Here is a 24,377-nt window from a genome sequence, read left to right as displayed (position 1 = left end):
TTGAACGCTTCCCTTGATGGTGAACGTTCGTGATCGACAGAGAACGTCCGAATGGCGGGCTATAATCGCCGACGAAGCCGATTCGGCCGCTCCCGGACGCGGAGTTCTTTACGGCCGGTCGCGCCGCTCGGCGTGCGAGCGGACTGAGGGGAGTAAGCCCCCTTCGGTTCGTCCCGACATTCGGCTGAGCGTCCGCGCCGTGGCCGGACTACCTTGTGGCGCGGACTTGCACCGGCGAGGATTCGCCGTTCCATCCGTTCCCGCCCGTCTCACAGCGTGGCACGACCACGCTAACGTGGCATAGCCACGCCGCCCTCATCGGGTTAACTCCCTTCCCTCGCGGGTCGGTTCGCGCGTTCGCGGGGTCACCCGCGAACGCCGCGGCCGCCGAGGCGACCGCGCGAATCACGGGTCGGGGCGGGGGGTGTCGTTGCTGTTCCAGAGCCAGCCGTCTCCGACTCCGGGCGTGTGCCCGGTCGCCCGTCCGGCCGGTGGGGGGACTTTCCTCATGCCAGAGGCACGGGAGTCGGGCTCCCTCTGTCCGACCGGGAGTACCCTGGCGCGAGGAATAAGCGGTTCGGTCGGGACTGCGCTCGATCGCCTCACGCCCGGTTCGAGCGCTCGACGCCCTCCGGGAGCGGCCCGTCGTACCCCTCGGGGACGTACGGGCAGAGCGGGTCGCTCGCGAGCGGATCGCCGGCGCGCGCACGCTCAGAGACCGGCTCCCGCCGCAGACGTGCCTGAACTCGCAGGCCCCGCACTTCCCCGTCAGGTTCTCCGGATCGCGGAGCCCCTCGAAGAGGTCGGCGTCGAGGTCGTCGAACACGGTCGTCCCCGCGGGGGTACGCGTTCCTCCCGGTTCAGCGATCCAGCGAACGCGTTCGCGGGCGTTCCCAGGGTCCGGGAGCGCGCTCGGACCGATATGTCTCCCGAACCGGTACGACCCGCATGGTCGAGAAAGCGCAGCGCAGCCTCGACGAGACGCCCCGCCGGACCCGGGAGCGCCGGTGGGAAGTGTTCGTTCGCGAGTCGGAGTCGGACCCGATGCGGCGGGTCGGGACCGTCGCGGCCCCGTCCGCGGAGGTCGCCCACGAGGAGGCGAGCCGGCTGTTCGCGTGGTACGCCCGCGACGTCTGGCTCTGTCCGGCCGACGAGACCCGCCGGTTCTCGACGTACTCGCTCGGGGACGCCGGGACCGAGGGCGACGACGCGGCGGGGTCGGGCGACGAATCCGCCGAACCGCGCGTCCGCGAGGGGACGGAGGGGACGCCTGGGGTCGGGGACGCCGCCGTGGACGTTCCGAACGCCGAGGACGGAGGACCGCGATGATCTCGATCAGCAAGCTGCTGTGCGGGCTCGACGCCGAGAGCGACGGGCTCCGGTACGACGCCGCCGACGGCTCGGCCGAGCCGCAGATCACGGAGCGGAAACAGCGCCGCCCGGTCGTCGTCTGGAACGCGACGAAGCGGTGTAACCTCCACTGCGACCACTGTTACGCCGGCGCGGACGCCGAGGGAGCCCCCGGCGAGCTAACCACCGCGGAGGCGAAGGGGCTGCTCCGTCAGCTCGCCGATTACGGCGTCCCGGTCGTGCTCTTCTCGGGCGGCGAGCCGCTGATACGCGAGGACCTCGCGGAGCTCGTCGCGTACGCGGCCGACCGCGGGGTCCGGCCGGTGCTCTCGACGAACGGGACGCTCCTGACGCGGGAGGCCGCCGCCGAGCTGCGGGACGCGGGACTCGCGTACGCCGGCGTCTCCGTCGACGGCCTCGCCGAGCGCAACGACGCGTTCCGGGGGAAGGAGGGCGCGTTCGACGCGGCGGTCCGGGGCATCGAGGCCTGTCTCGACGCCGGGTTGAAGACCGGGCTCCGGTACACGATCACGGAGGCGAACGCGGCCGACCTGGAGGGCGTGATCGACCTCCTCACCGACGTCGGCGTCGACCGCTTCTGTTTCTACCACCTGGATTACGGCGGCCGCGGTGCCGACATCGTCGACGTCGACCTCTCGCCCGAACGGAAACGCGAGGCGGTCCGGACGCTGTGTGACCTCACCCGCGAGTACCACGACCGCGGCGAGGAGATCGAGACGCTGCTCGTCGGCAACTACGCCGACGCCGGCTACCTCGTCGAGTACGCCCGCCGCGAGCTGGGTCCGGACCGCGCCGAGCGGATCCGGGCGTACCTCGAGCGCAACGGGGGCGACCCGGCCGGCGAGCGCGTCGCCGACGTCGACCCCGTCGGCAACGTCCACCTCACGCAGTTCTGGCAGGGTCACGGCCTCGGCAACGTCCGCGACCGCCCCTTCGCCGCGATCTGGGAGGACGAGTCGGACCCGCTCCTGTCCGCGCTGCGCGACCGCGACGACCGGCTCACCGGCCGGTGTGCGGCGTGCCGGTACCGCTCGATCTGTCGCGGCGGCTCGCGGCTCCGGGCGCTGCGGACGACCGGCGACCTCTTCGCGCCGGACCCGCAGTGTTACCTCCGCGAGGAGGAGATCGCGCCCGAGGCCGCGGCCCCGGTCGATCGGGTCGGCGACGCGGCCGACTGAGCCGGCCTCGCGGCCCGCCGTCCTCACGTCAGACCGGAAGCAGCGTGAGCAGCGTCGCACTCGCCTCCGCGATCGCCGCACCGGCCTCCGCAACCGTCGCGCCGCCCTCCGCGACCGCCGCGCCGCCCTCCGCCATCCCCTCTATCTCGTCGCTGTACGCGATGGTGAGGTACAACAGGGTGAATATCACGGCGTTGTGGAGGCCGTGAAGCAGCGCCGGAACGACCAGGTTCTCGGTGTACTCGTACACCGCGCCGAAGACGAGACTCGGGAAGAAGAGGATCGCGACCGTGGTGAGCCGCCCCGAGATCCCGCCCGTCAGCGCTATCACGTGGATGAACGCGAAGATCCCGGAGGCGATCGCGATGGCCGGGACCGCAGGCAGCGACTCCCGGAGCCGCCCCTGGACGACCCCGCGGTAGAGTATCTCCTCGCAGGGGCCGACGACGAGGAACATGGCGACGACGAAGAGCGGGATGATCGCCGGGTTCTGCATGGCGAGTTCCGCGCTCTGGTTCGAGGCCGCCTCCGCGCCGAGCAGCTGGACGATCGAGGAGACGACGAGCAGCGTGATCACGATCACGACCCAGCCGCCGACGACGAGCCCGACCTCCGTCAAGCTCGGCCGGCGCACGCCCAGATACGAGACGATCCCCGCCCGGTCGAAGCCCCGCCACGCGAGGTAGCCCACCGCGAGCCCGCCGAACGCGACGTACTGTCCCGCGATCAGCGTGAGTATCACGCTCACCGCGAGCGGCAGCCCGCCGACCGCGGCGTCGACGAGGAAGACCCCTTGGCTGCCGAGAACCGCCAACACCGGGCCGAGCACCCCGAGCGCCAGCGCGACGGCGACCGCGATCAGCGGGGAACCGCCGTCCTCGGTCGCGGCCGGATCGGCGGCGGCGGTCGCGGTCGGATCGCCGTCCTCGGTCGCGGCCGGATCGACGGCGGGGGTCGCGGTCGGATCGCCGTCCTCGGTCGCGGCCGGATCGTCGGAGGTGGTGACCGGGTCGTCGTCGGGGGAGGCCGTCATCGTCTCCCGTTGGCGTCCGCCGGGCAAAGGGCTTGTCCGTCCGTTTCGGGTCGCCGCCGGTCCGACGGCGAGCGGACCGTCGTCATCGGTACAACAGCTCGTACCACGTCACGGCGGTCACCGCCCGGCCGTCGCGGAGGCCGTCGTCGACGACGCTCGCGAGCAGGTCGTCGTACGGGACCGTCTCCACCGCGATCGACTCGTCGCGGTCGAGGTCGCGGTCGGCGGTCGGCTCACACCCCGTCGCGAGGAAGTGGTGGTGGACCGCGTTCGTCACCCCGTTGGCCGGCTCGACGGTCGTGAGGCGCTCGAAGCCCGCCGCCTCGTAGCCGGTCTCCTCGGCGAGCTCGCGGGCGGCCGCCCGCTCGAGGTCGTCGCGGTCCTCCGGCTCGACCGTGCCGGCCGGCAGCCCGCGGTTGGTTCGACCCACGGCCTGTCGCCACTCGTCGATGACGACGACGTCGCCGTCGGGCGTCAGCGGCAGCACGACCACCGCCGGCGGCTCGTCGACGTAGTGGTACTCGCCCTCGCCGTCGTCGGGGAACCCCACCTCGTCCCGACGCACGTCGAACCCCGGACAGCGGTAGTCGATCGCCGAGTCGGTCGTCTCCCACGCGAGATCGTCCATACTCACGGCTCGGCGCTCGACGAGGTAAACCCTCGGCCTCGGGCCGGCGGCGGGACGCCCGACCGCTCCCGACGCCTCACTCGCGTCCCGTCGCCGACCGGCGGTCCCGGACCATCGCGGTCACGCGCGCGGCGGCCGTCCCGCCGATCCACGCGAGCGTCCCCAACACGAGCGCCTGGACGCCGAGGTAGACGAGGCCGTCGACGCCGAGGAGCGCGGCGACCCGCTCGACGATCGGTCGGCCGGAGAGCCCGAGTAGGTAGTGGTCGGCGCTGTACCCGAGAAGCGCCGCGTAGACGACGACCCACGCGACCGCCAGCCCGTCGCCGCGATGGGCGAGGACGGCGGCGACGAGGACGCCGGCGACCGCCGCGTCCCACGGGAGGAACACGACGCCGCCGACGACCTCGAAGACGCCGACCGCGTAGCCGACGAGGACGCCGAGGAAACAGAGCGGCGGAACGACGAACCGCGGATCGGGGCGGGATCGACCTTCCCGGTCCGAACCGAGGAGGACCGCACGGAGGGAGGGCATGTCCGGTCGGTGTCGGCGAGGACACAAAAAGGTCGACGCGTTCGATCGGCCCCGCCGCCGCTTCGCGGTCGCTTCGGCGCCGCTCCATCGTCCCGTTTCCCTCGGTCTCACTCCCAGTCGCCGAGCGACGCCTGTCCCTCCTCGGAACGACGCGGTCCGGCGTCGTCCCCGCCGTTCCCGCGGTCTCCTCCGTCCCACTCCTCCCCGGCGGTCGATTCCTCGTCGACCCAGTCGGTGAGCTTGCTGCCGTCGCGGCCGGCAGCCGACCGCGAACCGGCCGGCCGCGAACCGGCCGGCCGGTCCTCCTCGTCGCCCCTCGCGGCCCCCTCGAATCCGCCGAGCGTCGCCTGGTCGCCCTCGGAGAAGTCCAGGTTCGACACGCGCACGCCGAGCTTGCGGACCGCGTCGTCGGCGAACTCGGAGAGCAGCTCCAGCGCCACCTCCTCGACCAGTTCGGGGTCGTCGACCGGGCCGGGGAGGCTCCGGGCGCGGGTGTTGACGTCGAACGGCGGCTCGACGGCCTTGATCCCGATCGTGCGGTACAGACAGCCGCGCTCGCGGGCGCGCCGGGCCACGTCGGCCGCCAGCGCCGCGACGGTCTCGCGCTTGCGCTCCTCGTCGCTCGTCCGCGGCAGCGACGACTCCCGAGAGAGGCTCTTCGGCAGTCCTCGCGGGGTCACCTCCCGTTCGTCCTCGCCGCGGGCGCGCCGGACCAGCTCCCGTCCGCGATCGCCGAACGCCTCGGCCAACGCGTCCGCGTCGGCGGCCGCCACGTCCCCCGCGGTCTCGATCCCGCGCTCCGCGAGTGCCCGCTCGGTCACGGGCCCGACACCGTGGAGCGCCGCCGTCGGCAGCGGCGCGAGGAACTCCGCGACGGCGCCGGGCGGCACGACGACGAGTCCGTCCGGCTTGTCCGCGTCGCTCGCGACCTTCGCCGCCGACATGTTCGGCGCGACGCCGACGCTCGCGGGCACGCCCGCCTCCCGCTCGATGCGCTCCTTGACGTGTCGCGCGTACCCCTCCGCGAGCGTCCGGACCTCCGCGGGGCCCGCCGCGGCGCTCGACGCCGGGTCGTCGCCGCCGACGGCGTCCCACGCGGTGCGGTCGGTGACGTCGAGGTACGCCTCGTCGACGCTCACCTCGCGGAGCACGTCGGCGCAGTCGCGGAGGACCGCCTTCACGTCCTCGGCGACCGACTCGTAGAACGCCATGTCGACGGGGAGGTAGCGACCGGTCTCGTCCGGGTCGGGCGCGTCCGGGTCGTCGGGGTCGGCGTCCGCGCGTCGCGGCAGCCGGTCGAGCGCCTCGGAGATCGGTGTCGCGCTCTCGACGCCGAACGCGCGGGCCTCGTAGCTCGCGGTCGCGACCGCGCCGATCGTCTCGCCGGGCTCGTATCCCATCCCCACCACGACGGGCTCGCCGCGGAGGTCGGGGCGGCGCAGGCGCTCACAGGAGGCGTAGAAACAGTCCATGTCGACGTGGAGGACGACGCGGGCGGGTTCGTCCGCGCCGTCGCCCTCGTCGGCGCCGGGGAGCGTCCCGCCGTCCGTCGCTCGCGGGTCGACGCCTCGCGAGTCGGCACCTTCCATCGTCCTTGCGTGGCCGCCGCGTCGTCTTAAGCGCCCGCCACGCGCGGCGGAGGTGAAACCGGGTCACCGTATCGGACCGGATCGCCCCCCGTCGCCTGCGACCCGCGGTTCGGATCCGGGCGTGATATTCGAGGCGATACGCGTTTGTTTCCGGCACCGTTAGATCGCGCATGACGGAACGGATCGACGTGTTACACGTCGACGACGATCCCTCGGTGCTCGATCTCACCGAGGCGTATCTCGACCGCGAGCTGGCGTCGGTGTCGGTGACGAGCGTGACGGGGCCGGAGGCCGGGCTGAATCGACTCGATTCCGAGTCGTTCGACTGCGTCGTCAGCGACTACGACATGCCCGGAATGGACGGGTTGGCCTTCTTCGAGACGCTCCGGGAGGACCACGCGGCGATCCCGTTCGTGTTGTACACGGGGAAGGGGTCCGAGGAGATCGCGAGTCGGGCGCTCAACGCGGGCGTCACGGGCTACTTCCAGAAGGGCGGGCCCGAACAGCTCAAGCGGCTCGCGAACCGAGTCGAGCGGGCGGTCGAGGAGTCCCGAACGCGACGGGTCGCGGACCGCTACTCGACGGTCATCGACGCGCTCGGCTACCCGGTGTACGTCGTCGACGAGACGGGGACGTTCACCTTCGTCAACGAATCGTTCGCCGAGCTGACCGGGTACGACCGCGAGGAGATCCTCGGCAGCAAACCCGACCTGATCAAAGGCGACGAGGCTGTCGCCGAGGCGGAAGACCGGCTCGGGTCGATCCTCTCAAGCGGGGGGCCGGACATCCAGCGGTTCCGCGTCGACATCGATCCCAAGGAGGGCGACCCCATCCCCTGTCGCGACCACATGGCCGTCCTCCCCTACGAGGGCGAGGCGTTCGATGGCAGCGTAGGCATCCTCCGGGACGTCTCCGTGGAGGCGGCCCGCCGCGAGGAGCTGGAGACGAAACGGCGGGCGCTCGAGGAGGCCCCCGTCGGGATCGCCATCACCGACCCGAGCCTGCCGGACAACCCGATGGTGTACGTCAACGACGAGTTCGTCGAGATGACCGGCTACGACCGCGAGGACGCGGTCGAGGTCAACTGCCGGTTCCTCCAAGGCGAGGAGACCGACGAGGCCGCGGTCGCCGAGCTCCGGGAGGCGATAGACGCCGAGGAACCCGCGAGCGTCGAACTGTTGAACTACCGGAAGGACGGCACGCCGTTCTGGAACCGCGTCAGCATCGCGCCGATCCGCGAGCGCGACGACGACCGCGTCACCGGTTGGGTCGGGTTCCAGGAGAACATCACGGCGTTCAAAGAACGCGAGGAGGCGCTCAGACGACAGAACGAACGGCTCGACGCGTTCGCCGGGATCGTCAGTCACGACCTCCGGAACCCGCTCAACGTCGCCCGCGGTCGCGTGGAGTTAGCCCACGAGGAGACGGGGAACGACCATCTCGAGGCCGCCGTCGACGCCCTCGACCGGATCGAGTCGATCGTCGAGCACACGCTGACGCTGGCCCGCGAGGGCGAGACCGTCGGTGATCCGGAACCGGTCGATCTCGCGGCGTTGGCCGCCGACAGTTGGGAGACCGTCGACACCGACCGGGCGACGGTCGAGGTCGTCGCCGAGGGCACCGTCCTCGCCGACCCGGACCGGCTGCGGAACCTGTTCGAGAACCTCTTTCGGAACGCGGTCGAACACGCAGCAGTCGACGACGAGCCCGTCACGATCCGGATCGGCGACGTAGCGGACGGCTTCTACGTCGCGGACGACGGACCGGGGATCGCCGAGGCGGTCCGCGGTGACCTGTTCGAACCCGGCGAGAGCGGGTCCGACGGCAACGCCGGGTTCGGGCTGGCGATCGTCGACGAGATCGCCACCGCACACGGCTGGGAGGTCGCGGCCACGTCGTCCGAGACGGGTGGCGCACGCTTCGAGGTTCACGGAGTCGACCGCCCCCAACCCGCGCCCGCGGAGTAGGCTCCACCCCATCCGGGGTCGACCTCCCGTCCCCGGCGAGAAACCGGATCGCCTCCCGCCGTCCGCAAGGGCCTTCACCGCACGGATCGAACTCCGACCGAATGGGATCGATCTCGGAGATCCTCGAGACCGATCGCCGGGTGATCGTCCTCGCGCTCGCGCGGATGGTCGGCGCGGTCGGAAACTCGTTTCTCATCGTCGTTCTCCCCCTCTACGTCGCCAGCGATCTGATCGACATCGACGCGCTTCTCGGCTCGAGCGTCGGGGTCGGTCCCGCGAGCGTGACGCTCACCGAGCCGCTTCTCATCGGGTTCGTTCTCTCACTTTTCGGCTTCCTCAACAGCTTCTCCCAGCCGTTCACCGGACGGCTCTCCGACCGGCTGGCCACCCGGCGGCCGTTCGTGCTCGCGGGGATCCTGCTTTTGGGGACCGCGAGCGCGCTCTACACGCTCGCGGACGCCTACTGGATCCTCGTCGTCCTCCGGGCGACACAGGGATTCGGGGCGGCGTTGACGATCCCGGCGACGGTCGCGCTCGTCAACGAGTACGCGGGCAGCGCGAACCAGCGCGGGGGGAACTTCGGCGTGTTCAACACCTTCCGGCTGATCGGGTTCGGGTTCGGACCCGTCCTGGCCGGCGTCGTCGTCGACAACGGCCCCTACGACCTGTCCGCGGTCGGGCTCCCCGTGATAAACGGCTTCGACGCGGCCTTCGCGGCCGCCTGTCTCGGCGCGTACCTCAGCTTCCTCCTCGTCTATCTCCTCGTCCACGACGCCGCGGACGCGGCCGAGGCGGGTGACGACCTCTCGATCCGGGTTCGCGGCGAGGACCGCCTGCTCGACCCCGTCTTCGTGCTCGGGATCGCGACGGTTGCGATGGGGCTGTGTATCGCGCTGTACGCGACGTTACAGAACCAGGTGAACCTGCGGCTGGACCAGCCGCCCGTCTGGTTCGGGGTACAGTTCGCGGCGGTCACCGTCGCGAACGTGGCCCTCCAGGTCCCCGTCGGTCGCGCGAGCGACCGGATCGGCCGCCGGCCGTTCCTCGTGGCGGGGTTCCTGCTCCTCGCCCCGACGACGCTGCTTCAAGGGATCGTCCTCTCGCCCGTCCTGATGACGCTCGTCCGGCTCGGTCAGGGGGTCGCCGTCGCGTTCGTCTTCGCGCCGTCGCTCGCGCTCGCGGGCGACCTCGCGCGGGAGGGCGAGTCGGGGACGACGCTGTCGGTGCTGACCATGGGGTTCGGCTTCGGCGTCGCGCTCGGCCCGCTGGCGTCCGGCTGGCTCGTCGGCTTCGACTTCGTCGTCCCCTTCGCCGTCGGAGCGGTCCTCTCGCTCGTCGCGCTCGCGCTGGTGGTGACGCAGGTCGAGGAGACGCTCGAGACGGCCGACGCCGCGACCGGGGCGGCCGCGGACGACTGAGATCGCCGTGAGTGACCGCCCGTCGCGGACGACAGACTGCGTCGCGGGGAACCGCCGTGGACGACCGATCCCGGCCACATATATGTCGCTCCCGCCCGAACGACCGGCGTGTCCCGCGACCGCGTCCACTGCGTCGACTGCCGCGAGCCGATCCCCGGCGACGCCCGGATCTGCCCGCACTGCGAGGCGGTCCAGCCGTCGCCGCTCGTCGACGCCGGGATCGTCGTCGCCGGCGTCTTCGCGTTCGTCTTCGGCGCGATCCTCGCGCTCATGACGATCGGAACCACTCGACTCGCGGGCTTCCTGCTCCTCGTCGTCGGCTTCGGGCTCGCCGTCGGCGGCTACACGCGCCACGTCGATCGGCAGGCGGCACGCCGGGCGCGGTGAGTGTCGAGAGGACGACGTCGAGGGGACGACGACCCCGCGCCTGCCGTCCGCGGTCTCCCGACACGCCGACCTTTTAAGGCGAACGGCGGCACACGTGCGTCCATGTTCACGCCACTCAACGCGGGGGTCGTCGTCGCGGGTCTCCTGCTCGCGTTCGTCGGCGCGGCGGTCTCCGTGTACGCCGTGTCGCTGACCGGCTTTCTGATCGGGGCCGGCGCGGGCTACCTCGCCGTCCCGAACCTCGCCGGACTGATCGCCGTCGACGGGCTGGCGCTCTCGGCCGCCGGCGTCCTGCTCGGCGGCGCGATCGGCGGCTTCCTCGCGTACGCCGGCCTCTCCTTCGCCGTCCTCGCGATCGGTGGGGTCGTCGGCGGCTTCGCGGGGCGGTTCGCGGTCGGTCCCTTCTACGCGGCCGACGCGGCCGGGATCGAGGGAACGGCGCTGCTCGTCGGCGCGACGCTCGCCGGCGTCGCCGTCGGCGCGCTGTTCGGCTTCGTGCTCACGCGCACGACGCTCGTGGTCTCGACGGCGTTCATCGGCGCGGCGCTCGCGTCCCGTTCGCTGACGCCGGCGTCGTTCGCGACCGCGGCCGAGGAGCTGACCGTCGAGCCGCTGCTGTTCGACCCCACCGCGATCCCGTTCCTCGCGCTGTTCGTCCTCGGCGGGCTCTCACAGCTCGGGCTCTTCAAGTTCGGCTACGTGACGAAGTTGGTCGGGTTACTCCCCGGTGCGCGCCGCTGGACCGCCGGCGACGACGAGGGGGCCTCCTCGTGAGCGACGCTTCCCCCGCGGGCGACGACCCCCTCGAGACCGCCACGGTGCTTCTCACCGGCGCGCACGGCACGGTCGGCACCGCGGTGACGGCGCACTCGGCGGCCGACTACGTCCTCCACGACCGGCGGGAGCCGCCGGCGGAGCTCGGCGACGGCGCGCCGCACCCGCACCGCGATCGCGACGGGGCGGAGACGGTCGCCCTCGACCTCGGCGGGGCGGACGCGGCGGAGTCGCTCGCGGCGGTCATGGACGATCGCGGGGTCGACGCCGTCGTCCACCTCGCGGGCGCGCCGGCGGTCTCGACCCCCTACGAGTCCGTCGAGCGCAACAACGTCCGCGGGACGCGAAACGTCCTGGAGGCCGCCTCGCGGTCGGGCGTCGGAACGGTCGTCTTCGCCTCCTCGAACCACGCAGTCGGGATGTACGAGGAGCAGCACGCGCCGTCGCTGTACGACCCCGACTACGAGTTGACGGTCGACGCCGAGAGCCCGCTGCGGCCCGACTCCGACTACGGCGCGTCGAAGGCGGCCGGCGAGGCGTGGTGCCGGCTCTACGCCGAGCGCGAGGGGATCGACTGCTACGCGCTCCGGATCGGCTCCGTGCGCGACCCGACTCACGACCACCCGTTCGGCGACGCGGAGCGTGCGGTCGCCCGCGGCGACTGCGAGCGCGGCGACGAGGCGTACGTGGAGGCCGTCGCGCGGATGCGGTGTACCTGGCTCTCGCGACGGGACTGCGCGGGGCTGGTGGACGCGTGTCTGCGGGACGGGCTCGATCCGGATGGCGGGAGCGGCGCGGACGGCGGACGGGAGGACGACCTGAACCCGAACACCCTCGCCGGCGGGGCCTTCGAGGTCTTCTACGGGATCAGCGACAACCCGAACTCGTGGTTCGACATCGAACGCGCCCGCGAGCGGGTGGGGTACGAGCCCAAGGACTCCGGAAACGCGATGGCCGAACCGCCGGAATGAGTGGACGTAGATCGGTGTGGCTCCGTTGCCGTGTATGGCGTTCACATCGCTCGGCTATACTTGATTGCTGACGCAGTGAACCCCGCCAAAGCCCCAGTCGCGAGGACTCGTGCGACTCGCTGTGCTCCTCAGTCGCTCGTTTCACTCGCTCCTTTCGGTGCTTGCTTCGTCGGACTTCGTCCTCGCGACTGCCCCTTTGAGCCCCACCCCGTTCCGCACAGCACCGCACCTCACGCCTCCCCAGCCTCGTGGCTCACTTCGTTCGCCACGTCCCTCGCGGGCTCCTCGCGTCCCGTCGGGACGCTCGGAGGCGCGCCACCGCGACCGAAAATTGCGGAAAACGTCCGAGACCGCTCCTATCCGTCGAGGGCGCTCTCGAGCCGGTCGACGAGTTCCTCGTTACCGACGTGGAGGGGGACGCGGTCGTGGATCCCGTCGGGTTCGACGTCGAGGATGGATTTTGAGCCGTCCGAGGAGGCTCCGCCCATCGACTCGACGATGTACGCGATCGGGTTCGCCTCGAAGGAGAGCCGGAGCTTCCCGTCGGGGGCGTCCGAGAGCGCGGGGTACGCGAACACCCCGCCGTAGGTCACCACCTGGTTCACGTCCCCGACCATCGCGCCCCCGTATCGCAGTTTGAATTCGTCCTCGATCTCGCGGGCGTACTCGCGGAACGCGTCGGGCCAGTCCGGCACCCGCCCGCCGAAGCCGTAGACGGTCGGCTCGTCGGGCAGCGTCAGGTCGTCGTCGACGACCGAGCGGGCGACGCCGGAGTCAGCGTCGCCGTCCCCTCCGTTCCCGCGCTCGATCACCTCCTCGCGGACGCCCGACCCGTCGGCGACCACCATCGTCGTGATCGGCCCGTAGAGGACGTAGCCGGCGGCGACGAGGTCCCGGCCGGTGGCGGGAAGCGGCGCGTCGTAGATCCCGACGACGGTCCCCATCGCGTTGTTCGACCGCAGGTTCGAGGAGCCGTCGAGGGGGTCTATCGCGACCGCGTACGCGCCCTCGCCGCCCTCGCCGACCGCGCCGCCAACCTCGATCGCCTCGGGGCGCTCCTCGCTGACGAAGGAGCCGACCCCCTCGACCGCCCCCAACGCCTCCGCGAGCAGCTCGTCGGCGTACACGTCGCCCGCCAACACCGTCTCGCCGGAGGGGTTCTCCGTCCCGCTCTCGACGCGCCGGCCGGGGAGCGCGTCGCGGATCGTCGGGGCCGTCGCCGCGACCGCGTCGAAGACGGCCTCGACGACCGGGTCGGGCTCGGCCATCAGTCGTCGCTCTCGGCGATGGCCAGCGCCTCGGCCGGGTCGACCTCCTGGAAGACCACGGCCTCGAGCGCGTCGAGGATGCGCTCGGGGTCGTCGCGCTGGAAGACGTTTCGGCCGACGGCGAGGCCGGTCGCGCCGGCGTCGATGGCGTCCGCGACGTTCCGGAGGAACGCCTTGTCGTCGCGCATCGTTCCGCCGGACATCACCACCTGCGTCGGGCCGGCCATCCTGACGGCCTCGCCCATCGCCTCGGCGGAGCCCGGATACTTCACCTTCACGAGGTCGGCACCGAGCTCGAGTCCGAGCCGGGCCCCGTAGCAGATGACCTCGGGGCTCCCGTCGTTGCGAAGTCCCTGTCCGCGCGGGTACGACCACATCACGACGCCCATGTCGTGTTCGCGGGCACCCTCCTGGGCCTCGCGGAACTCCTCCGCCATCTCGACCTCGTGGTTCGAGCCGCCGTAGACGGTGAACCCGATCGCGTCAGCACCCAGCTCGGCAGCGTATTCGGCCGAGCAGTTGACCGCGCTGTTCGGCTCTCCCCGCCACAGGTTCGAGGTCCCGTTCAGCTTCAAGAGCAGGTTCACCTCGTCGGCGTAGTCGGGGTAGTACGCCTCGGCGACCCCCTTCTGGACGGCCAGCGCCGTCACCGCGCTGTGGGTCGCCAGCTCGAACAGCCGCTCGGGATCGGCCGTCGCCGGGTTCGGCTCGAAGTCGACCGGCCCGTGTTCGAGCCCGTGGTCGTACGCGAGGATGAGCGACTTTCCGTCCCTGGATATCTCGTCGGCGGCGCTTGGGAGCATCGGTGCGTAATTCCAGTTACATTACCAAAAAGGGCTATGGTCGTCCGTCGATCGCTCGACCTCGAACCCACCGTATTCTCTCGGTGTGCCGTCTCTCCCCCGGCAGGATGTGAACAACTAACTACCTCAATAGTAAATAACTATCAGATATGTGATCCGACGCTCTTCCGGTCGATAACCGCGTTCTCCCGGTCGTTTCGACCCCGACTTTGAGGATCGCGCGGGCCGACGGTCGATCCGGCGATCGTCGGCGGACCGGCCGTCGACCGGTCGCTCTACCCATGGCTAGCAAAACAAACGAACCCCCGGTGTCCACGGACGCGGCCGTTCCGTGGCACGCCGACGTGCCCGAATCGGTCGTCGATGTCGGGTACCGGGTCAGAGACGTCCTGACGTATAGTTCGACCTACCTCGTGTTCATCGCGATGATCGAGGTCCTGACGGTCCATCTCGTGTTGTCGCTGCCGCTGAATCCCGCTCCGATCGTCGTCGGCTTGGTCACCTTCGCAGTGTACGCCGGCGATCGGATCGCCGACGCGGCCGACGACGAGATGTCGAGTCCGGAACGGAGCGCGTTCGTGACGCGCCACCGGACCCTGCTGTCGGTCCTCACGGCGATCACGTACGGTCTCGCGGTCGCCCTCGCGCTGACCGGCGGTCCGATCGCGCTCGCTATCACCCTGCTTCCCGGCGGCTTCTGGATCCTCTACGCGTCCGACTGGCTGCCGTCGCTCGGGTCCCACTTCAAACGGTTGAAGCGGGTCCTGATCGTGAACTCGACGATCGTCGCCTCGGCCTGGGCGATCGCCGTCGTCGGCCTGCCGATCGCGTTCGCCGAGGCGTCCGTGACGCCGCTCGCGGCGGTGGTGTTCGTCTACTTCCTCGTCGACACGTTCGTCAACACGGAGATCCCCAACGTCCGGGACGTCGAGGCCGACGCGGCCGTCGGCGTCTCGACGCTCCCGGTCGCCTTCGGGATCCGGCGGACTCGGCGGATCCTGTACGGCCTCGACCTGGCGCTGGTCGCGTTCGTCGTGATCGCCTTCTCCGTCGGGATCCTGACCGCCGCGGCCGCGGCGGCGATACTCGTCGGTCTCGGCTACGCGTTGGTCCTCGCGTGGTTCGTGGGCCGGAACGCGGCACCTGGCCGTCTCGCTATCGCCGGCGAGGCGAAACACCTCGTGGTGTTCGCGCTCCTCCTCGTGTTCACGACGGGGATCTGACCGCGACCGGACCGACCGCGATCCGTCTTTTTTTCGTCCGACCCTCGTCGCAGAGGCCGGTCCGCGGACCGGCGATCCGCCTTGATTTCCCGATATCTCCCGGATAATTCATATGCCAGGGTACTGATCACCCGACACGTGTTCCCTCCGACCTCGATGGCCGTCCCGCTCCTGATCGGCTCGGTCGCCATCGGAGCCAGCGCGGCGATCCTAGCGTGGCGGGCGCGGCCGAACCCGGGGGCGACGCCGCTCGTGTGGCTGTTGATCGGTCAGTCGTGGTGGTCGACGTGTATCGTCTTCAGCCTCTCGGCGGGAACGGCCGCGGAGGCGGTGTTCTGGACGAAGGCCGGCTGGATCGGCGTCATGACTGTCCCCGTCGCGTGGATCCTGTTCTCCCTCGAGTACACGGGACGCGACGGATATCTCACCCGTCGGAACGTCGCGCTGTTGGCCGTCCTTCCGGCGCTCACGGTCGTCCTCGCGGTGACCGAGGAGTACCACGGCCTCCTCTACATCCGGGAGGCCGGCGTCACCGCCCGCGGGTCGGTGCTCGTCGATCAGGGGGGGATCTGGTACACGGTGGCCGCCGGCTACACCTACCTTCTCGGCGTGCTCGGGATCGTTCCGATACTGGGGCTTCTCTCGAGCGGAGCGACCGCGTTCCGCGGGCAGAGCGCGGCGCTGATCCTCGGGGTCACCACGCCGTGGGCGACGAACGTCCTCTACAACATGGGGGCGTTCCCGAACGTGGGCATCGACCCGACGCCGATCGCGTTCGCGATCTCCGGCGTCGCGTATCTGGGCGCCATCGACCGGTTCCGGATGTTCGGAGCAAACCCGGCCCCCGCGTGGCGCGCGAAGCAGTTCCTGTTCGACCACATCCACGAGGGCTTCATCGTCGTCGACGGCCACGACACGATCGTCGAGATGAACCGGGCGGCCGCCGAGACCCTCGGCGTGGACGTGGATCGGGCGCTCGGGTCACCTGGATCCGACGTTCTCCCGCTCAGCGAACCGTTCCGAACCGACGGCGAGCGTGAGCTCCTGACGGTCGGCACCGGGTCGGCGTCGCGGTCGTACGACGTGGGCGTGAGCGAACTCACCGATCGACGCGGCGAGACGCTCGGGTACGTGTTCACCCTCCACGACGTCACGCGGTACCTCCAACAACAGCAGCGGCTGAAGGTGCTCAACCGCGTGTTGCGACACAACATTCGTACCGAGACCAACATCATCCAGGGGTACGCCGAACGCACCTCCGGGGAAACGGCGGAGACGATCACGCAACGCACGGCGCGCATCGTCGAGATCAGCGAGAAGGGACGCGACGCGATCGACCTCTTCGAGGACACGGTAAACGATCGAGCGGGCACGTCGCTCGCCGGTCTGCTCGAACGGAGCCTCGCCGACGCCCGCGACGCGTTCCCGGCGGTCGAGTTCGAGTTCCAGCGCCCCGACGAGGACGCCGTCGTCTCCGAGGGACTCTCCGTCGTGGTGGACAACCTGGTCGAGAACGCCGCGCTCCACAACGACGGCGAGGACCAACGGGTCACCGTGGCCGCGGACGTCGACGACGACCGCGTCCGGATCCGCATCGTCGACAACGGACCGGGGATCGACGACTACGAGTTGGACGTCCTGAACTCGGGAACCGAAACCCCGCTCCGTCACGCGAGCGGTCTCGGGCTCTGGCTCGTGAAGTGGGGGACGGAGGTGATCGACGGCTCCGTCACCTTCGAGGACAACGATCCGACCGGGACCGTCGTCACGGCGACGGTTCCCCTCCGCCGACGCGGTGGCCTCCCGCACCACAACGCTTAGTCCCGCCCCCCGCCAGCGGATCCCATGTACGAGCCAGCCGACGTGGAGACGGTGGGCGTGGTCGGCGCGGGGACGATGGGTCACGGCATCGCGCAGGTCGCCGCGACCGCCGGCTACGACGTGACCATGCGCGATATCGAGTCCGAGTACGTCGACCGCGGCCTCGAGGAGATCGATTCGAGCCTCGAGCGCCTCGCCGCGAAGGGCGCGATCGACGAGGAGCCGGCGACGATCCGCGGACGGATCGCGGGCACCACCGACCTCGCCGACCTCGCCGACGCGGACGTCACCGTCGAGGCCGCGGTGGAGGAGATGGCGGTGAAACGGGACGTCTTCGCCGACCTCGACGCGCTCGCCGACGACGACGCCGTCCTCGCGACCAACACGTCGACGCTCTCGATCACGGAGATAGCGGGCGCGACCGACCGCCCGGACCGGGTCGTCGGCCTCCACTTCATGAACCCGGTTCCCGTGATGGAGGGCGTCGAGGTCGTCGTGGGCGAGCACACCGACGGCGCGGTCGTCGAGTTCGCCCACGCGTTCGCCGACGCGTTGGGCAAGGAGACGTGGGAGTCCGACGACAAGCCCGGATTCGTCACCAACCGGGTCCTGATGCCGTGGATAAACGAGGGGATCCGTGCGTACGACGAGGGCGTGGCCACGAGGGACGACATCGACCGGGGCATGCGGCTCGGCACGAACGTCCCCATGGGTCCGCTCGAACTCGCCGACCACATCGGCCTCGACGTGGTCCTCGACGCCAGCGAGACGCTCCACGAGGAGCTCGGCGACCGATACAAGCCGGCGTACCTCCTCACACGCAAGGTCGCCGCCGGCGACCTCGGAAAGAAGACGGGGGAGGGGTTCTACGGCTACGAGTGAGCCGACCGGGAAACGCCTAAGCCGCTCGCCGCCCGCGTTCGGCCATGCAACCGATCTCGGTGCTCGGCCCCGGCGCGGACGACCTCGTCGGGACGCTCACGGCGCGGCTGGCGGGGCGGGTCGCGGTCGTTCGACGGGACGAGAACCCGGACGACGCGGACGAGCGGGGGGCCGTCGACGGGGACGCCGCGGGCGACACGATCGTCTCGCTCTCGCCCGACGGCTCGTGGACCGGCCGCGGGACCGTCGACGGCTTCGACGCGCTCCTCGACGACCTCGCGCCGGACCACGACTACCTCGTCGCGGTCGGTTACAGCCGTCTCCGGGTCCCGACGGTGCTTCTGGGTCCCGACGCCGATCCGGACGACGCGCCCGGCGACGTGATCGCCCGAGGGAAGCGCCCCGACGACGTCGACGTCGGGGAACTCCTCTCGGGGCTTGAGCGCGCGGAGCCGTGGATCACCCGCGAACTGCTCGTGGACCGCGTCGAGCGGTCGGCCGACGCGGAGCGCTCGGGCGCGATCGCGACGTTCACCGGGCGGGTCCGCGCGCGGGACGCGCCCGAGGACGACCGGACGACCCACCTCGCCTTCGAGAAGTACGAGGGCGTCGCCCGCGAGCGGATGGACGCGATCGCCGCGGAGCTGACGGACCGGGAGGGCGTCTTCGAGGTGGCCTTCCACCACCGAACGGGCGTGATCGAGGCCGGCGAGGACATCGTCTTCGTGGTCGTCCTCGCGGGCCACCGCGCGGAGGCGTTTCGGGCCGTCGAGGACGGGATCGACCGACTCAAGGACGAGGTGCCGATCTTCAAAAAGGAGACCACCGAGTCCGAGGAGTTCTGGCTCCACCAGCGGTCGTGAGCCGTTTCGGGTCGACCGCCGCTCGATCGAGACGGCTACGACCCGTGAGCCGCGGTCGATCCGGGCCCGACCCGAGGCCGATCCGGAGTCGATACGCACCGAACGATCTCGCTCGCGGTCCGCGCTCGACCGCGATCGGACGGTTCGCCCGCGATCGTAGAGGCAACAATCACCGCAAACCACCGAGTCGGCGTTCGCAGGTTCCTCCGCGACGCCGTATCCGTCGGGATCGAATCGAACGGCTTTGGACGCCGTATAAACTGTCTAACCGTCTCTAGAACTGTCGTGAAACGTCGGAGAGCACGTTTTACTGTCCGCTCGACGCCTGAAAGGAGTTGAAACCCTCTGAATGCCGACCAACGGTCTCCGCTTTATAACATCCCCCGTCGCCATGGTCGGGATGTACCATGAGCGCGACTGCGAACCCCTCCACGAACGCGGGCACGACCGACGACCTCTCCAAGGAGGAGCGGCTGAAACGGTACCTGCTCCAACGCGCCGAAGACGGCGAGATGTACTTCAAGGGGAAGTTCATCTCGGACGACGTCGACCTCTCGCCGAAGGAGATCGGCGCGCTGATGGTGAAGCTCAGCGAGTCCGCCACCGAGCTCACCGTCGAGAAGTGGTCGTACACGGGCGCGACGACCTGGCGCGTCGAGTCCGCCTGAGCCGGCCCGGAACCGAACCGGACACGCTCACGCGTCCCCGCTGACGGAGCGTTTCCGCGAACACCGATCGCTTCCGTCGAACCGTTATTCTTCTCGCGCCGACCGTTCTCCAGCCTCCGCCGTCAGCCGCCGACCGGTTCGTTCCGCGTCCGGTGACGCGGGGTTTATACTCGACGACGGCCAACGACCGACGATGCCAGAACGCGAGGACGGGGCGGCGTCCGACGTCCCCCGTCCCGACCCGCTGCGGACGTTCTTCCGCGTCGAGGAGATCCGTCGCGAGGACGGTCGCGTCCGGTACGTCGGCGAGTCGTACATCCCCGAGCGGACGCTCCTCCGGAAGCTCGTCCCGGCGTTCCGCGACGCCGGCTACGACGTCGAGGTGGAGACCGTCGAGCAGGGCCACGTCGTCGTCGCGACCCCCTTCGGCCACGGACGCGAGGGGGTCCCGTGGGTGAACGTGGGGCTGTTCCTCGCGACGGTGCTCTCCACGCTGTTCGTCGGCGCGTACGGCTGGTACTACGTCCCGCTCGCGGAGATCCGCGCGAACCCCCTCGTGATGCTGCGGGCGTGGCCGTTCACCGCCGCGGTCCTCGGCGTCCTGATGACTCACGAGCTGGGCCACTACGTCGCCGGCCGGTACCACGGCGTCGACGTGTCGCTGCCGTACGTCATCCCGTTCGTCTTCCCGTTCGGGACGCTCGGCGCGGTCATCCGGATGCGCGGCCGGATGCCCTCCCGGAAGGTGCTCTTCGACGTCGGCGTCGCCGGCCCGATCGCCGGCCTCGTCGCCACCGTGGTCGTCACGGCCGTCGGACTCTCGCTCGACCCGATCCGGGTTCCGGCGGAGCTCGCGACCGGCTCCGGCACGATGATCCGCTTCAACAACCCGCCGCTCTTGAGCCTCATCGCCGAGGCGATCGGGCAGCCGACCTCGTACGCGGACCCGACGCGGGCGGTCCACCCGGTGATCATCGGCGGCTGGGTCGGGATGTTCTTCACCCTCCTGAACCTGCTTCCGGTCGGCCAGCTCGACGGTGGTCACATGGTCCGGGCGATGGTCGGGCCGCGCCAGGAGACGATCGCGTCGCTCGTTCCCGGCGCGCTGTTCGCGATCGCCGCGTACCTCCACTACGGCCGCGGGCTCGGCCTCGACGAGTCGGTCGGCCTCTGGGCGTTCTGGGGCGTCTTCTCGCTTCTCATCGCCTTCAACGGTCCGGCGAACCCCGACGACGAGGCGCGACTCGACTGGCCCCGCGTCGCCGTCGGCGTGCTCACGTTCGGGGCGGGCGCGCTCTGTTTCCTCCTCGTCCCGATACAGATCGTGTCGGGCTGATCCTCCGCCGATGCTCGCTCCCCCCGCGTGGCTCGAACGACTCGGGTTCCGAACCCGCTACCGGCTCGCGGACCTGACGTACGCGCTCGGGATCGCCACGCCGAAACGAACCGTCGCCGGGACCTACCGGAGCTACGAGCCGACGAACCCCCACGGCGACGACCCCGGACTGGCCGCTCTCGACCGACTTCCGGACGACGCGACCGTGCTCGACGCCGGCGCGCACGTCGGCGAGCACGCGATCCCGCTCGCCGTCGGGACCGACCGGCGGATCGTCGCGTTCGAGCCCAACGGCGAGAGCGCGGACCGGCTGGCCCGGAACGCGGCCCGAAACGGGCTCGCCGACCGGATCGACCTCCGACGGGCCGGCCTCGGCGACGAGCGCGGGTCGCTGCCGTTCTACCGCTCGACGTTCTCGAAGTGCTCCGCGTTCGACCGCGACCGCGCGACCCGCTGGGGCGCGCGCGTCGACGCGGTGGAGGAGGTCCCCGTCTTCCGACTCGACGACCTGGTCGAGGGAGTCACCTCGGACGACGCGGTCGACGACGACGCGGCTGACGCGGCCGCCGCCGACGCCGTCGACGCGAGCACCGTGACGCCCGTCGGCGATCCGGTCCCACCGCCGGACGCGATCAAGGTCGACGTCGAGGGTCACGAGCTGGCGGTGCTCCGGGGGGCGGAGACGACGATCCGAGCCCACCGACCGCTGCTCGTCGTCGAGGTCCACGGAACCGCCGGCGACGACCACGCCGACGCGCTCGCGGCGTGGCTCGCGGAGCGCGGTTACGACGCCGACGAGCGGGGCGACGTCTGGATCTGTCGGGGGTGACGGCCCCGTCTCAGTCGTCGCGTCGCTCCCGCATTCCCTGTCTGGTGAACTGCGGGTTCCCCGGAATCGTCCGCCGCTTCTTGCGGAACGATCGGTACAGCGCGACCGCGAGCGGGGTCGCGAGCAGGAGGACGATCGCCGCGAGCCGCCACTCCTCGGCGAACGAGTAGAGGATCGTCGCCGAGAGGACGCCGACCGCGAGCAGCACGGAGTAGGCGATCCGCATCGCCAGCTTGTCGAGCACCCGCGACTCGTCCTCGATGGTGACGTCGACGTGGAGGTCGCCGCGGTTCGCCCGGTCGAGGAACGCCTCGGCCTTCGGCGGGACGGTGAAGAGCGACTCCGTCGTCCGCTGGAGCTGTCTGCCGGCGTCCTCGGCGAGCTCGCGGGCGGTCTGCTCGTAGTACCCCTCCTCCTCCAGGTAGTTCGTCGCGGTCGCGATGAAGTCGAACTCCGGATCGAGCGTGACGCAGACCCCCTCGACGACGGTGGCGACCCGGAGGACCAACGCGAGGTTGCGCGGGAGCCGCAGCGGGAACTCGTAGATGGTCGACTCCACCTGCTCGATGATCTGGTTGACGCGGTACTGCTCGATCTGCTCGCCGCGGGCGTCGGCGATGGCCAGGTTCATCACCTCGCCCATCACGTCGCGGTCGACCTCCGGAGAGAGCGTTCCCATCGAGATCAGGGTGTCGAGGATCGCGTCGGTGTCCTGTCTCGCGACCGCGACGTAGAACTCGACGATCTTCTCCTGGACGAACGGGTCGACCCGTCCGGACATCCCGAAGTCGTAGAAGACCACCGCGCCGTCCGCGTCGACGGCGAGGTTCCCCGGATGCGGGTCGGCGTGAAAGACCCCGTCGTCGATGATCATCTGGAGGTACACCTCCTGGAGCGTCTCCGCGATCGCGGTCCGGTCGAGTCCGGCCGCGTCGAGCTCGTCGATCCGGCTGATCTTCGTCCCGCCGATGTACTCCATCGTGAGCACGCGCGGACCGGAGGCGGCCTCGTACACCTCCGGGATCCGGATCCGGTCGTCGCCCGCGAAGTTCGCTTTGATCTCCTCGAGCATCTCCCGCTCGCGGCGGTAGTTCATCTCCTCGCGGATCGTCTTCGCGAACTCCTCGGAGAGGTTCTCTATCGAGAACGCCCGGCCGCCGCCGATGAACCGTCGGACGATCGGCAGCGACCAGCGGATCGCCCGGAGGTCGGCCTCGACGAGCGACTCGATTCCGGGACGACGAACCTTCACTGCCACGTCCTCGCCCTCGAACCGTGCGGTGTACACCTGTCCGAGGCTCGCCCCGCTTATCGACTCCGTGTCGAAGTCGTCGAACGTCTCCTCGACCGGGCCGAGCTCGTCTTCTAACACCCGCTTCGACTCCGTCCAGTCGGCGGGCGGGACGTCGTCCTGGAGCCCCTCGAGCACGTCGATGTATGCGGGCGGGAGGACGTCGGGCCGCGTCGACAGCAGCTGGCCGAGCTTGATGAACGTCGGGCCCAGCGTGAGCAGGATGTCGAGCAGGACGTCGGCGCGCTCGCGCTGGGTCGCCGCGTCGACCTCGCGGCTCCGTCCGAACAGCAGGAACCGCTTCCGATCCCGCCAGTAGGCGAGGATCAGCGGGGAGAACCGCCGGATGACGACGAGGAACCGCCAGTAGGCACGGAGGTTGACCAGCGTGACCACCCGTCAGGCGCCGGCCTCGTCTCCGTCGTCGTCGAGCCCGTCGCCGCTCCCCTCGACCGGGATCCGGTGGGAGTCTGCGTCGGCGCGTTTCGGGAGGGTCACCTCGAGGACGCCGCGGTCCATCTCGGCGTCGGCGTCGTCGCCGTCGGCGTCCGGCGGCAGCGGGAGCTCGGCGTCGAGGAACAGCGGTCGGTCCTCCCGGACGTACCGGAAGCCCTCCGGCGTCGACTTCTCGCGGCGGGCCTCGATGACGATCCGGCCGTCCTCGAAGAGGACCTCCGTGGTCCCCGCCGTCGCGCCGGGGAGGTCGACGAGCAGAACGTACCCGTCGTCGGACTCGAGCAGATCCGCAAACACCGCGTCCGGGAGGTCCCGAAGCGCGTCGCGTAACGCTGACATGGAATCCGGTACGGTCGCCGCGGCGAAAAACCTGTGGTACCCGTCCGCCTCAGTCGTCGAAGACGTCGCCGAGCTCCTCGAGGCGCTCGCTGACGTCCCGTCCGGTCGACTCCCCTGGGAGGATGTCGCCGATCGCGCCGCCGAACGCCGCCCCGCCCCAGACGACGGTCACCCTGGCGAACGCCTCCAGCGCCGTCGGATCCTCCGCGAAGAGCCGACCCCACAGCGCCATCAGCCCCGCGGAGACGAGGAACGCGACGGACAGGACGCCGACGAGCCGGCGGGGGACGAGCCCGAAGATCGGCCGATACACTCGAACGTCCCGGAAGTCGGCGTAGTACAACAGCCCGGTGGTCACGCCGACGACGAAACAGACGTGCCCGGCGAGGTAGACGGGGAGCCCGGCGATCCGCGCCGCCGCGAACCACGCGGCGATCTCGAAGACGCCGCCCTCGACGAGCAGCGGGAGCGCGAAGACGATCCCCCCGACGAACGACTGGGCGATGTCCCGACCCGTGTACTTGCTGATCCGCGTCGTGAACGCGTCGCTTCCCGGCATCCGCTCGACGAGCGAGATCGTCTCTCGGACCCGCTCCCGCTCGTGCCCCTCGTCGACCGCCTCCTCCAGCGCGTCCAGCTGCGCCAGGAGATCGTCGATGTCGGGGTTCGCGTGTGTCCCGTCGTCCGGGGGTCCCACCGCCGATCCCGCGGCGTCCCGACCGCCGTCCTCGGTGCTCATGGGTTCCG

23 protein-coding genes, 1 other RNA gene and 1 pseudogene are annotated in these 24,377 nt (G+C 70.5%); 14 read left to right on the top strand and 11 right to left on the bottom strand.

Annotated features, from left to right (window positions below; all coding sequences use genetic code 11):
• Positions 1 to 141: 141 nt before the first annotated feature.
• Together rnpB and NO889_RS01355 are read right to left on the bottom strand one after the other, a co-directional pair.
• Positions 142 to 542, bottom strand: an RNA gene (gene rnpB / locus NO889_RS01360) — RNase P RNA component.
• 60 nt (positions 543 to 602) lie between these two features.
• Positions 603 to 811, bottom strand: a pseudogene (locus NO889_RS01355) (radical SAM/SPASM domain-containing protein); the annotation flags it as partial.
• A 137-nt stretch (positions 812 to 948) separates the two neighbouring features.
• Here NO889_RS01355 and NO889_RS01350 point away from each other — a divergent pair.
• Both NO889_RS01350 and NO889_RS01345 read left to right on the top strand, forming a co-directional pair.
• Entirely contained in the window at positions 949 to 1,329 is a 381-nt protein-coding gene (locus tag NO889_RS01350) for an Htur_1727 family rSAM-partnered candidate RiPP (RefSeq protein WP_256410452.1), read from the top strand.
• Entirely contained in the window at positions 1,326 to 2,549 is a 1,224-nt protein-coding gene (locus NO889_RS01345; RefSeq protein ID WP_256410451.1) for a TIGR04347 family pseudo-SAM/SPASM protein, read from the top strand. The genes NO889_RS01350 and NO889_RS01345 overlap by 4 nt, the downstream gene beginning before the upstream one ends.
• A 28-nt stretch (positions 2,550 to 2,577) precedes the next feature.
• On the opposite strand, the gene NO889_RS01340 is transcribed toward NO889_RS01345, so the two are convergent.
• From NO889_RS01340 to NO889_RS01325, 4 genes are all read right to left on the bottom strand, one after another.
• Positions 2,578 to 3,582 carry a CPBP family intramembrane glutamic endopeptidase gene (locus NO889_RS01340; RefSeq protein WP_256410450.1) on the bottom strand — a complete coding sequence of 335 codons (1,005 nt, stop codon included), beginning with the start codon at positions 3,580 to 3,582 and terminating at the stop codon, positions 2,578 to 2,580.
• 82 nt (positions 3,583 to 3,664) lie between these two features.
• On the bottom strand, positions 3,665 to 4,210 hold the full coding sequence (locus NO889_RS01335) for an NUDIX hydrolase (protein WP_256410449.1): 546 nt from the start codon (positions 4,208 to 4,210) through the stop codon (positions 3,665 to 3,667).
• A gap of 76 nt (positions 4,211 to 4,286) precedes the next feature.
• Positions 4,287 to 4,745 carry a hypothetical protein gene (locus NO889_RS01330; RefSeq protein ID WP_256410448.1) on the bottom strand — a complete coding sequence of 153 codons (459 nt, stop codon included), beginning with the start codon at positions 4,743 to 4,745 and terminating at the stop codon, positions 4,287 to 4,289.
• 107 nt (positions 4,746 to 4,852) lie between these two features.
• Positions 4,853 to 6,334: a DNA polymerase Y family protein gene (locus tag NO889_RS01325; protein ID WP_256410447.1), complete on the bottom strand. Its 1,482-nt coding sequence runs from the start codon at positions 6,332 to 6,334 to the stop codon at positions 4,853 to 4,855.
• Between the two features lie 170 nt (positions 6,335 to 6,504).
• On the opposite strand from NO889_RS01325, the gene NO889_RS01320 reads away from it, so the two are divergent.
• The 5 genes from NO889_RS01320 (at position 6,505) to NO889_RS01300 (ending at position 11,851) form a co-directional block, all read left to right on the top strand.
• On the top strand, positions 6,505 to 8,301 hold the full coding sequence (locus NO889_RS01320) for a hybrid sensor histidine kinase/response regulator (protein ID WP_256410446.1): 1,797 nt from the start codon (positions 6,505 to 6,507) through the stop codon (positions 8,299 to 8,301).
• Positions 8,302 to 8,402: 101 nt separating this feature from the next.
• The gene (locus NO889_RS01315) at positions 8,403 to 9,719 is read left to right on the top strand and encodes an MFS transporter (protein WP_256410445.1); all 1,317 of its coding nucleotides are present in this window, start codon (positions 8,403 to 8,405) and stop codon (positions 9,717 to 9,719) included.
• A 108-nt stretch (positions 9,720 to 9,827) separates the two neighbouring features.
• Positions 9,828 to 10,106 carry a zinc ribbon domain-containing protein gene (locus NO889_RS01310; protein WP_256410444.1) on the top strand — a complete coding sequence of 93 codons (279 nt, stop codon included), beginning with the start codon at positions 9,828 to 9,830 and terminating at the stop codon, positions 10,104 to 10,106.
• Positions 10,107 to 10,208: 102 nt separating this feature from the next.
• Entirely contained in the window at positions 10,209 to 10,880 is a 672-nt protein-coding gene (locus tag NO889_RS01305; RefSeq protein ID WP_256410443.1) for a phosphate ABC transporter permease, read from the top strand.
• Positions 10,877 to 11,851: an NAD-dependent epimerase/dehydratase family protein gene (locus NO889_RS01300; RefSeq protein WP_256410442.1), complete on the top strand. Its 975-nt coding sequence runs from the start codon at positions 10,877 to 10,879 to the stop codon at positions 11,849 to 11,851. Before NO889_RS01305 ends, NO889_RS01300 begins: the two co-directional genes overlap by 4 nt.
• Before the next feature lie 356 nt (positions 11,852 to 12,207).
• Here the strand turns inward: NO889_RS01300 and NO889_RS01295 are convergent, their stop codons facing one another.
• Both NO889_RS01295 and NO889_RS01290 read right to left on the bottom strand, forming a co-directional pair.
• Positions 12,208 to 13,119 (bottom strand): class 1 fructose-bisphosphatase, encoded by a 912-nt coding sequence (locus NO889_RS01295; RefSeq protein ID WP_256410441.1) that lies wholly within the window; start codon positions 13,117 to 13,119, stop codon positions 12,208 to 12,210.
• Positions 13,119 to 13,922 carry a class I fructose-bisphosphate aldolase gene (locus NO889_RS01290; protein ID WP_256410440.1) on the bottom strand — a complete coding sequence of 268 codons (804 nt, stop codon included), beginning with the start codon at positions 13,920 to 13,922 and terminating at the stop codon, positions 13,119 to 13,121. The genes NO889_RS01295 and NO889_RS01290 overlap by 1 nt, the downstream gene beginning before the upstream one ends.
• Positions 13,923 to 14,203: 281 nt before the next feature.
• Between NO889_RS01290 and NO889_RS01285 the strand changes: the two genes are divergently transcribed.
• From NO889_RS01285 to NO889_RS01255, 7 genes are all read left to right on the top strand, one after another.
• Positions 14,204 to 15,145 carry a UbiA family prenyltransferase gene (locus NO889_RS01285; RefSeq protein WP_256410439.1) on the top strand — a complete coding sequence of 314 codons (942 nt, stop codon included), beginning with the start codon at positions 14,204 to 14,206 and terminating at the stop codon, positions 15,143 to 15,145.
• A 138-nt stretch (positions 15,146 to 15,283) separates the two neighbouring features.
• Positions 15,284 to 16,966, top strand: coding sequence for a histidine kinase N-terminal 7TM domain-containing protein (locus tag NO889_RS01280; protein ID WP_256410438.1), 1,683 nt, complete (start codon positions 15,284 to 15,286; stop codon positions 16,964 to 16,966).
• 24 nt (positions 16,967 to 16,990) lie between these two features.
• A complete protein-coding gene (locus tag NO889_RS01275; protein ID WP_256410437.1) occupies positions 16,991 to 17,848 on the top strand; it encodes a 3-hydroxyacyl-CoA dehydrogenase family protein in 858 nt (285 codons plus the stop codon).
• A 44-nt stretch (positions 17,849 to 17,892) separates the two neighbouring features.
• Complete coding sequence (locus tag NO889_RS01270; protein ID WP_256410436.1) at positions 17,893 to 18,711, top strand: molybdopterin synthase; 819 nt, start codon at positions 17,893 to 17,895, stop codon at positions 18,709 to 18,711.
• Between the two features lie 407 nt (positions 18,712 to 19,118).
• Entirely contained in the window at positions 19,119 to 19,379 is a 261-nt protein-coding gene (locus tag NO889_RS01265) for a DUF7123 family protein (RefSeq protein ID WP_256410435.1), read from the top strand.
• 193 nt (positions 19,380 to 19,572) lie between these two features.
• Positions 19,573 to 20,715, top strand: a complete 1,143-nt coding sequence (locus tag NO889_RS01260; RefSeq protein WP_256410434.1) for a site-2 protease family protein — start codon at positions 19,573 to 19,575, stop codon at positions 20,713 to 20,715.
• Positions 20,716 to 20,725: 10 nt separating this feature from the next.
• Positions 20,726 to 21,544, top strand: coding sequence for an FkbM family methyltransferase (locus NO889_RS01255; protein ID WP_256410433.1), 819 nt, complete (start codon positions 20,726 to 20,728; stop codon positions 21,542 to 21,544).
• A gap of 10 nt (positions 21,545 to 21,554) precedes the next feature.
• On the opposite strand, the gene NO889_RS01250 is transcribed toward NO889_RS01255, so the two are convergent.
• The 3 genes from NO889_RS01250 to NO889_RS01240 are packed head-to-tail and all read right to left on the bottom strand — an operon-like array spanning position 21,555 to position 24,369.
• Positions 21,555 to 23,231, bottom strand: a complete 1,677-nt coding sequence (locus NO889_RS01250; RefSeq protein ID WP_256410432.1) for an ABC1 kinase family protein — start codon at positions 23,229 to 23,231, stop codon at positions 21,555 to 21,557.
• Between the two features lie 3 nt (positions 23,232 to 23,234).
• Positions 23,235 to 23,630, bottom strand: a complete 396-nt coding sequence (locus tag NO889_RS01245; protein WP_256410431.1) for an Hsp20/alpha crystallin family protein — start codon at positions 23,628 to 23,630, stop codon at positions 23,235 to 23,237.
• Positions 23,631 to 23,679: 49 nt separating this feature from the next.
• The gene (locus NO889_RS01240; protein ID WP_256410430.1) at positions 23,680 to 24,369 is read right to left on the bottom strand and encodes a DUF2391 domain-containing protein; all 690 of its coding nucleotides are present in this window, start codon (positions 24,367 to 24,369) and stop codon (positions 23,680 to 23,682) included.
• Between the last annotated feature and the right edge of the window lie 8 nt (positions 24,370 to 24,377).

Source organism: Halorubrum rubrum (assembly GCF_024494685.1).
Lineage (GTDB): Archaea > Halobacteriota > Halobacteria > Halobacteriales > Haloferacaceae > Halorubrum > Halorubrum rubrum.
This window is presented reverse-complemented; position numbering and strand designations above follow the sequence as displayed.

Bases quoted from the DNA above. Each gene is read 5' to 3' on its own strand.
- NO889_RS01260 (WP_256410434.1), top strand. From the start codon at position 19,573: ATGCCAGAACGCGAGGACGGGGCGGCGTCCGACGTCCCCCGTCCCGAC.
- NO889_RS01245 (WP_256410431.1), bottom strand. From the start codon at position 23,630: ATGTCAGCGTTACGCGACGCGCTTCGGGACCTCCCGGACGCGGTGTTT.
- NO889_RS01305 (WP_256410443.1), top strand. From the start codon at position 10,209: ATGTTCACGCCACTCAACGCGGGGGTCGTCGTCGCGGGTCTCCTGCTC.
- NO889_RS01345 (WP_256410451.1), top strand. From the start codon at position 1,326: ATGATCTCGATCAGCAAGCTGCTGTGCGGGCTCGACGCCGAGAGCGAC.
- NO889_RS01255 (WP_256410433.1), top strand. From the start codon at position 20,726: ATGCTCGCTCCCCCCGCGTGGCTCGAACGACTCGGGTTCCGAACCCGC.
- NO889_RS01285 (WP_256410439.1), top strand. From the start codon at position 14,204: ATGGCTAGCAAAACAAACGAACCCCCGGTGTCCACGGACGCGGCCGTT.
- NO889_RS01270 (WP_256410436.1), top strand. From the start codon at position 17,893: ATGCAACCGATCTCGGTGCTCGGCCCCGGCGCGGACGACCTCGTCGGG.
- NO889_RS01335 (WP_256410449.1), bottom strand. From the start codon at position 4,210: ATGGACGATCTCGCGTGGGAGACGACCGACTCGGCGATCGACTACCGC.
- NO889_RS01275 (WP_256410437.1), top strand. From the start codon at position 16,991: ATGTACGAGCCAGCCGACGTGGAGACGGTGGGCGTGGTCGGCGCGGGG.
- NO889_RS01315 (WP_256410445.1), top strand. From the start codon at position 8,403: ATGGGATCGATCTCGGAGATCCTCGAGACCGATCGCCGGGTGATCGTC.
- NO889_RS01340 (WP_256410450.1), bottom strand. From the start codon at position 3,582: ATGACGGCCTCCCCCGACGACGACCCGGTCACCACCTCCGACGATCCG.
- NO889_RS01320 (WP_256410446.1), top strand. From the start codon at position 6,505: ATGACGGAACGGATCGACGTGTTACACGTCGACGACGATCCCTCGGTG.
- NO889_RS01325 (WP_256410447.1), bottom strand. From the start codon at position 6,334: ATGGAAGGTGCCGACTCGCGAGGCGTCGACCCGCGAGCGACGGACGGC.
- NO889_RS01240 (WP_256410430.1), bottom strand. From the start codon at position 24,369: ATGAGCACCGAGGACGGCGGTCGGGACGCCGCGGGATCGGCGGTGGGA.
- NO889_RS01330 (WP_256410448.1), bottom strand. From the start codon at position 4,745: ATGCCCTCCCTCCGTGCGGTCCTCCTCGGTTCGGACCGGGAAGGTCGA.
- NO889_RS01295 (WP_256410441.1), bottom strand. From the start codon at position 13,119: ATGGCCGAGCCCGACCCGGTCGTCGAGGCCGTCTTCGACGCGGTCGCG.
- NO889_RS01265 (WP_256410435.1), top strand. From the start codon at position 19,119: ATGAGCGCGACTGCGAACCCCTCCACGAACGCGGGCACGACCGACGAC.
- NO889_RS01290 (WP_256410440.1), bottom strand. From the start codon at position 13,922: ATGCTCCCAAGCGCCGCCGACGAGATATCCAGGGACGGAAAGTCGCTC.
- NO889_RS01350 (WP_256410452.1), top strand. From the start codon at position 949: ATGGTCGAGAAAGCGCAGCGCAGCCTCGACGAGACGCCCCGCCGGACC.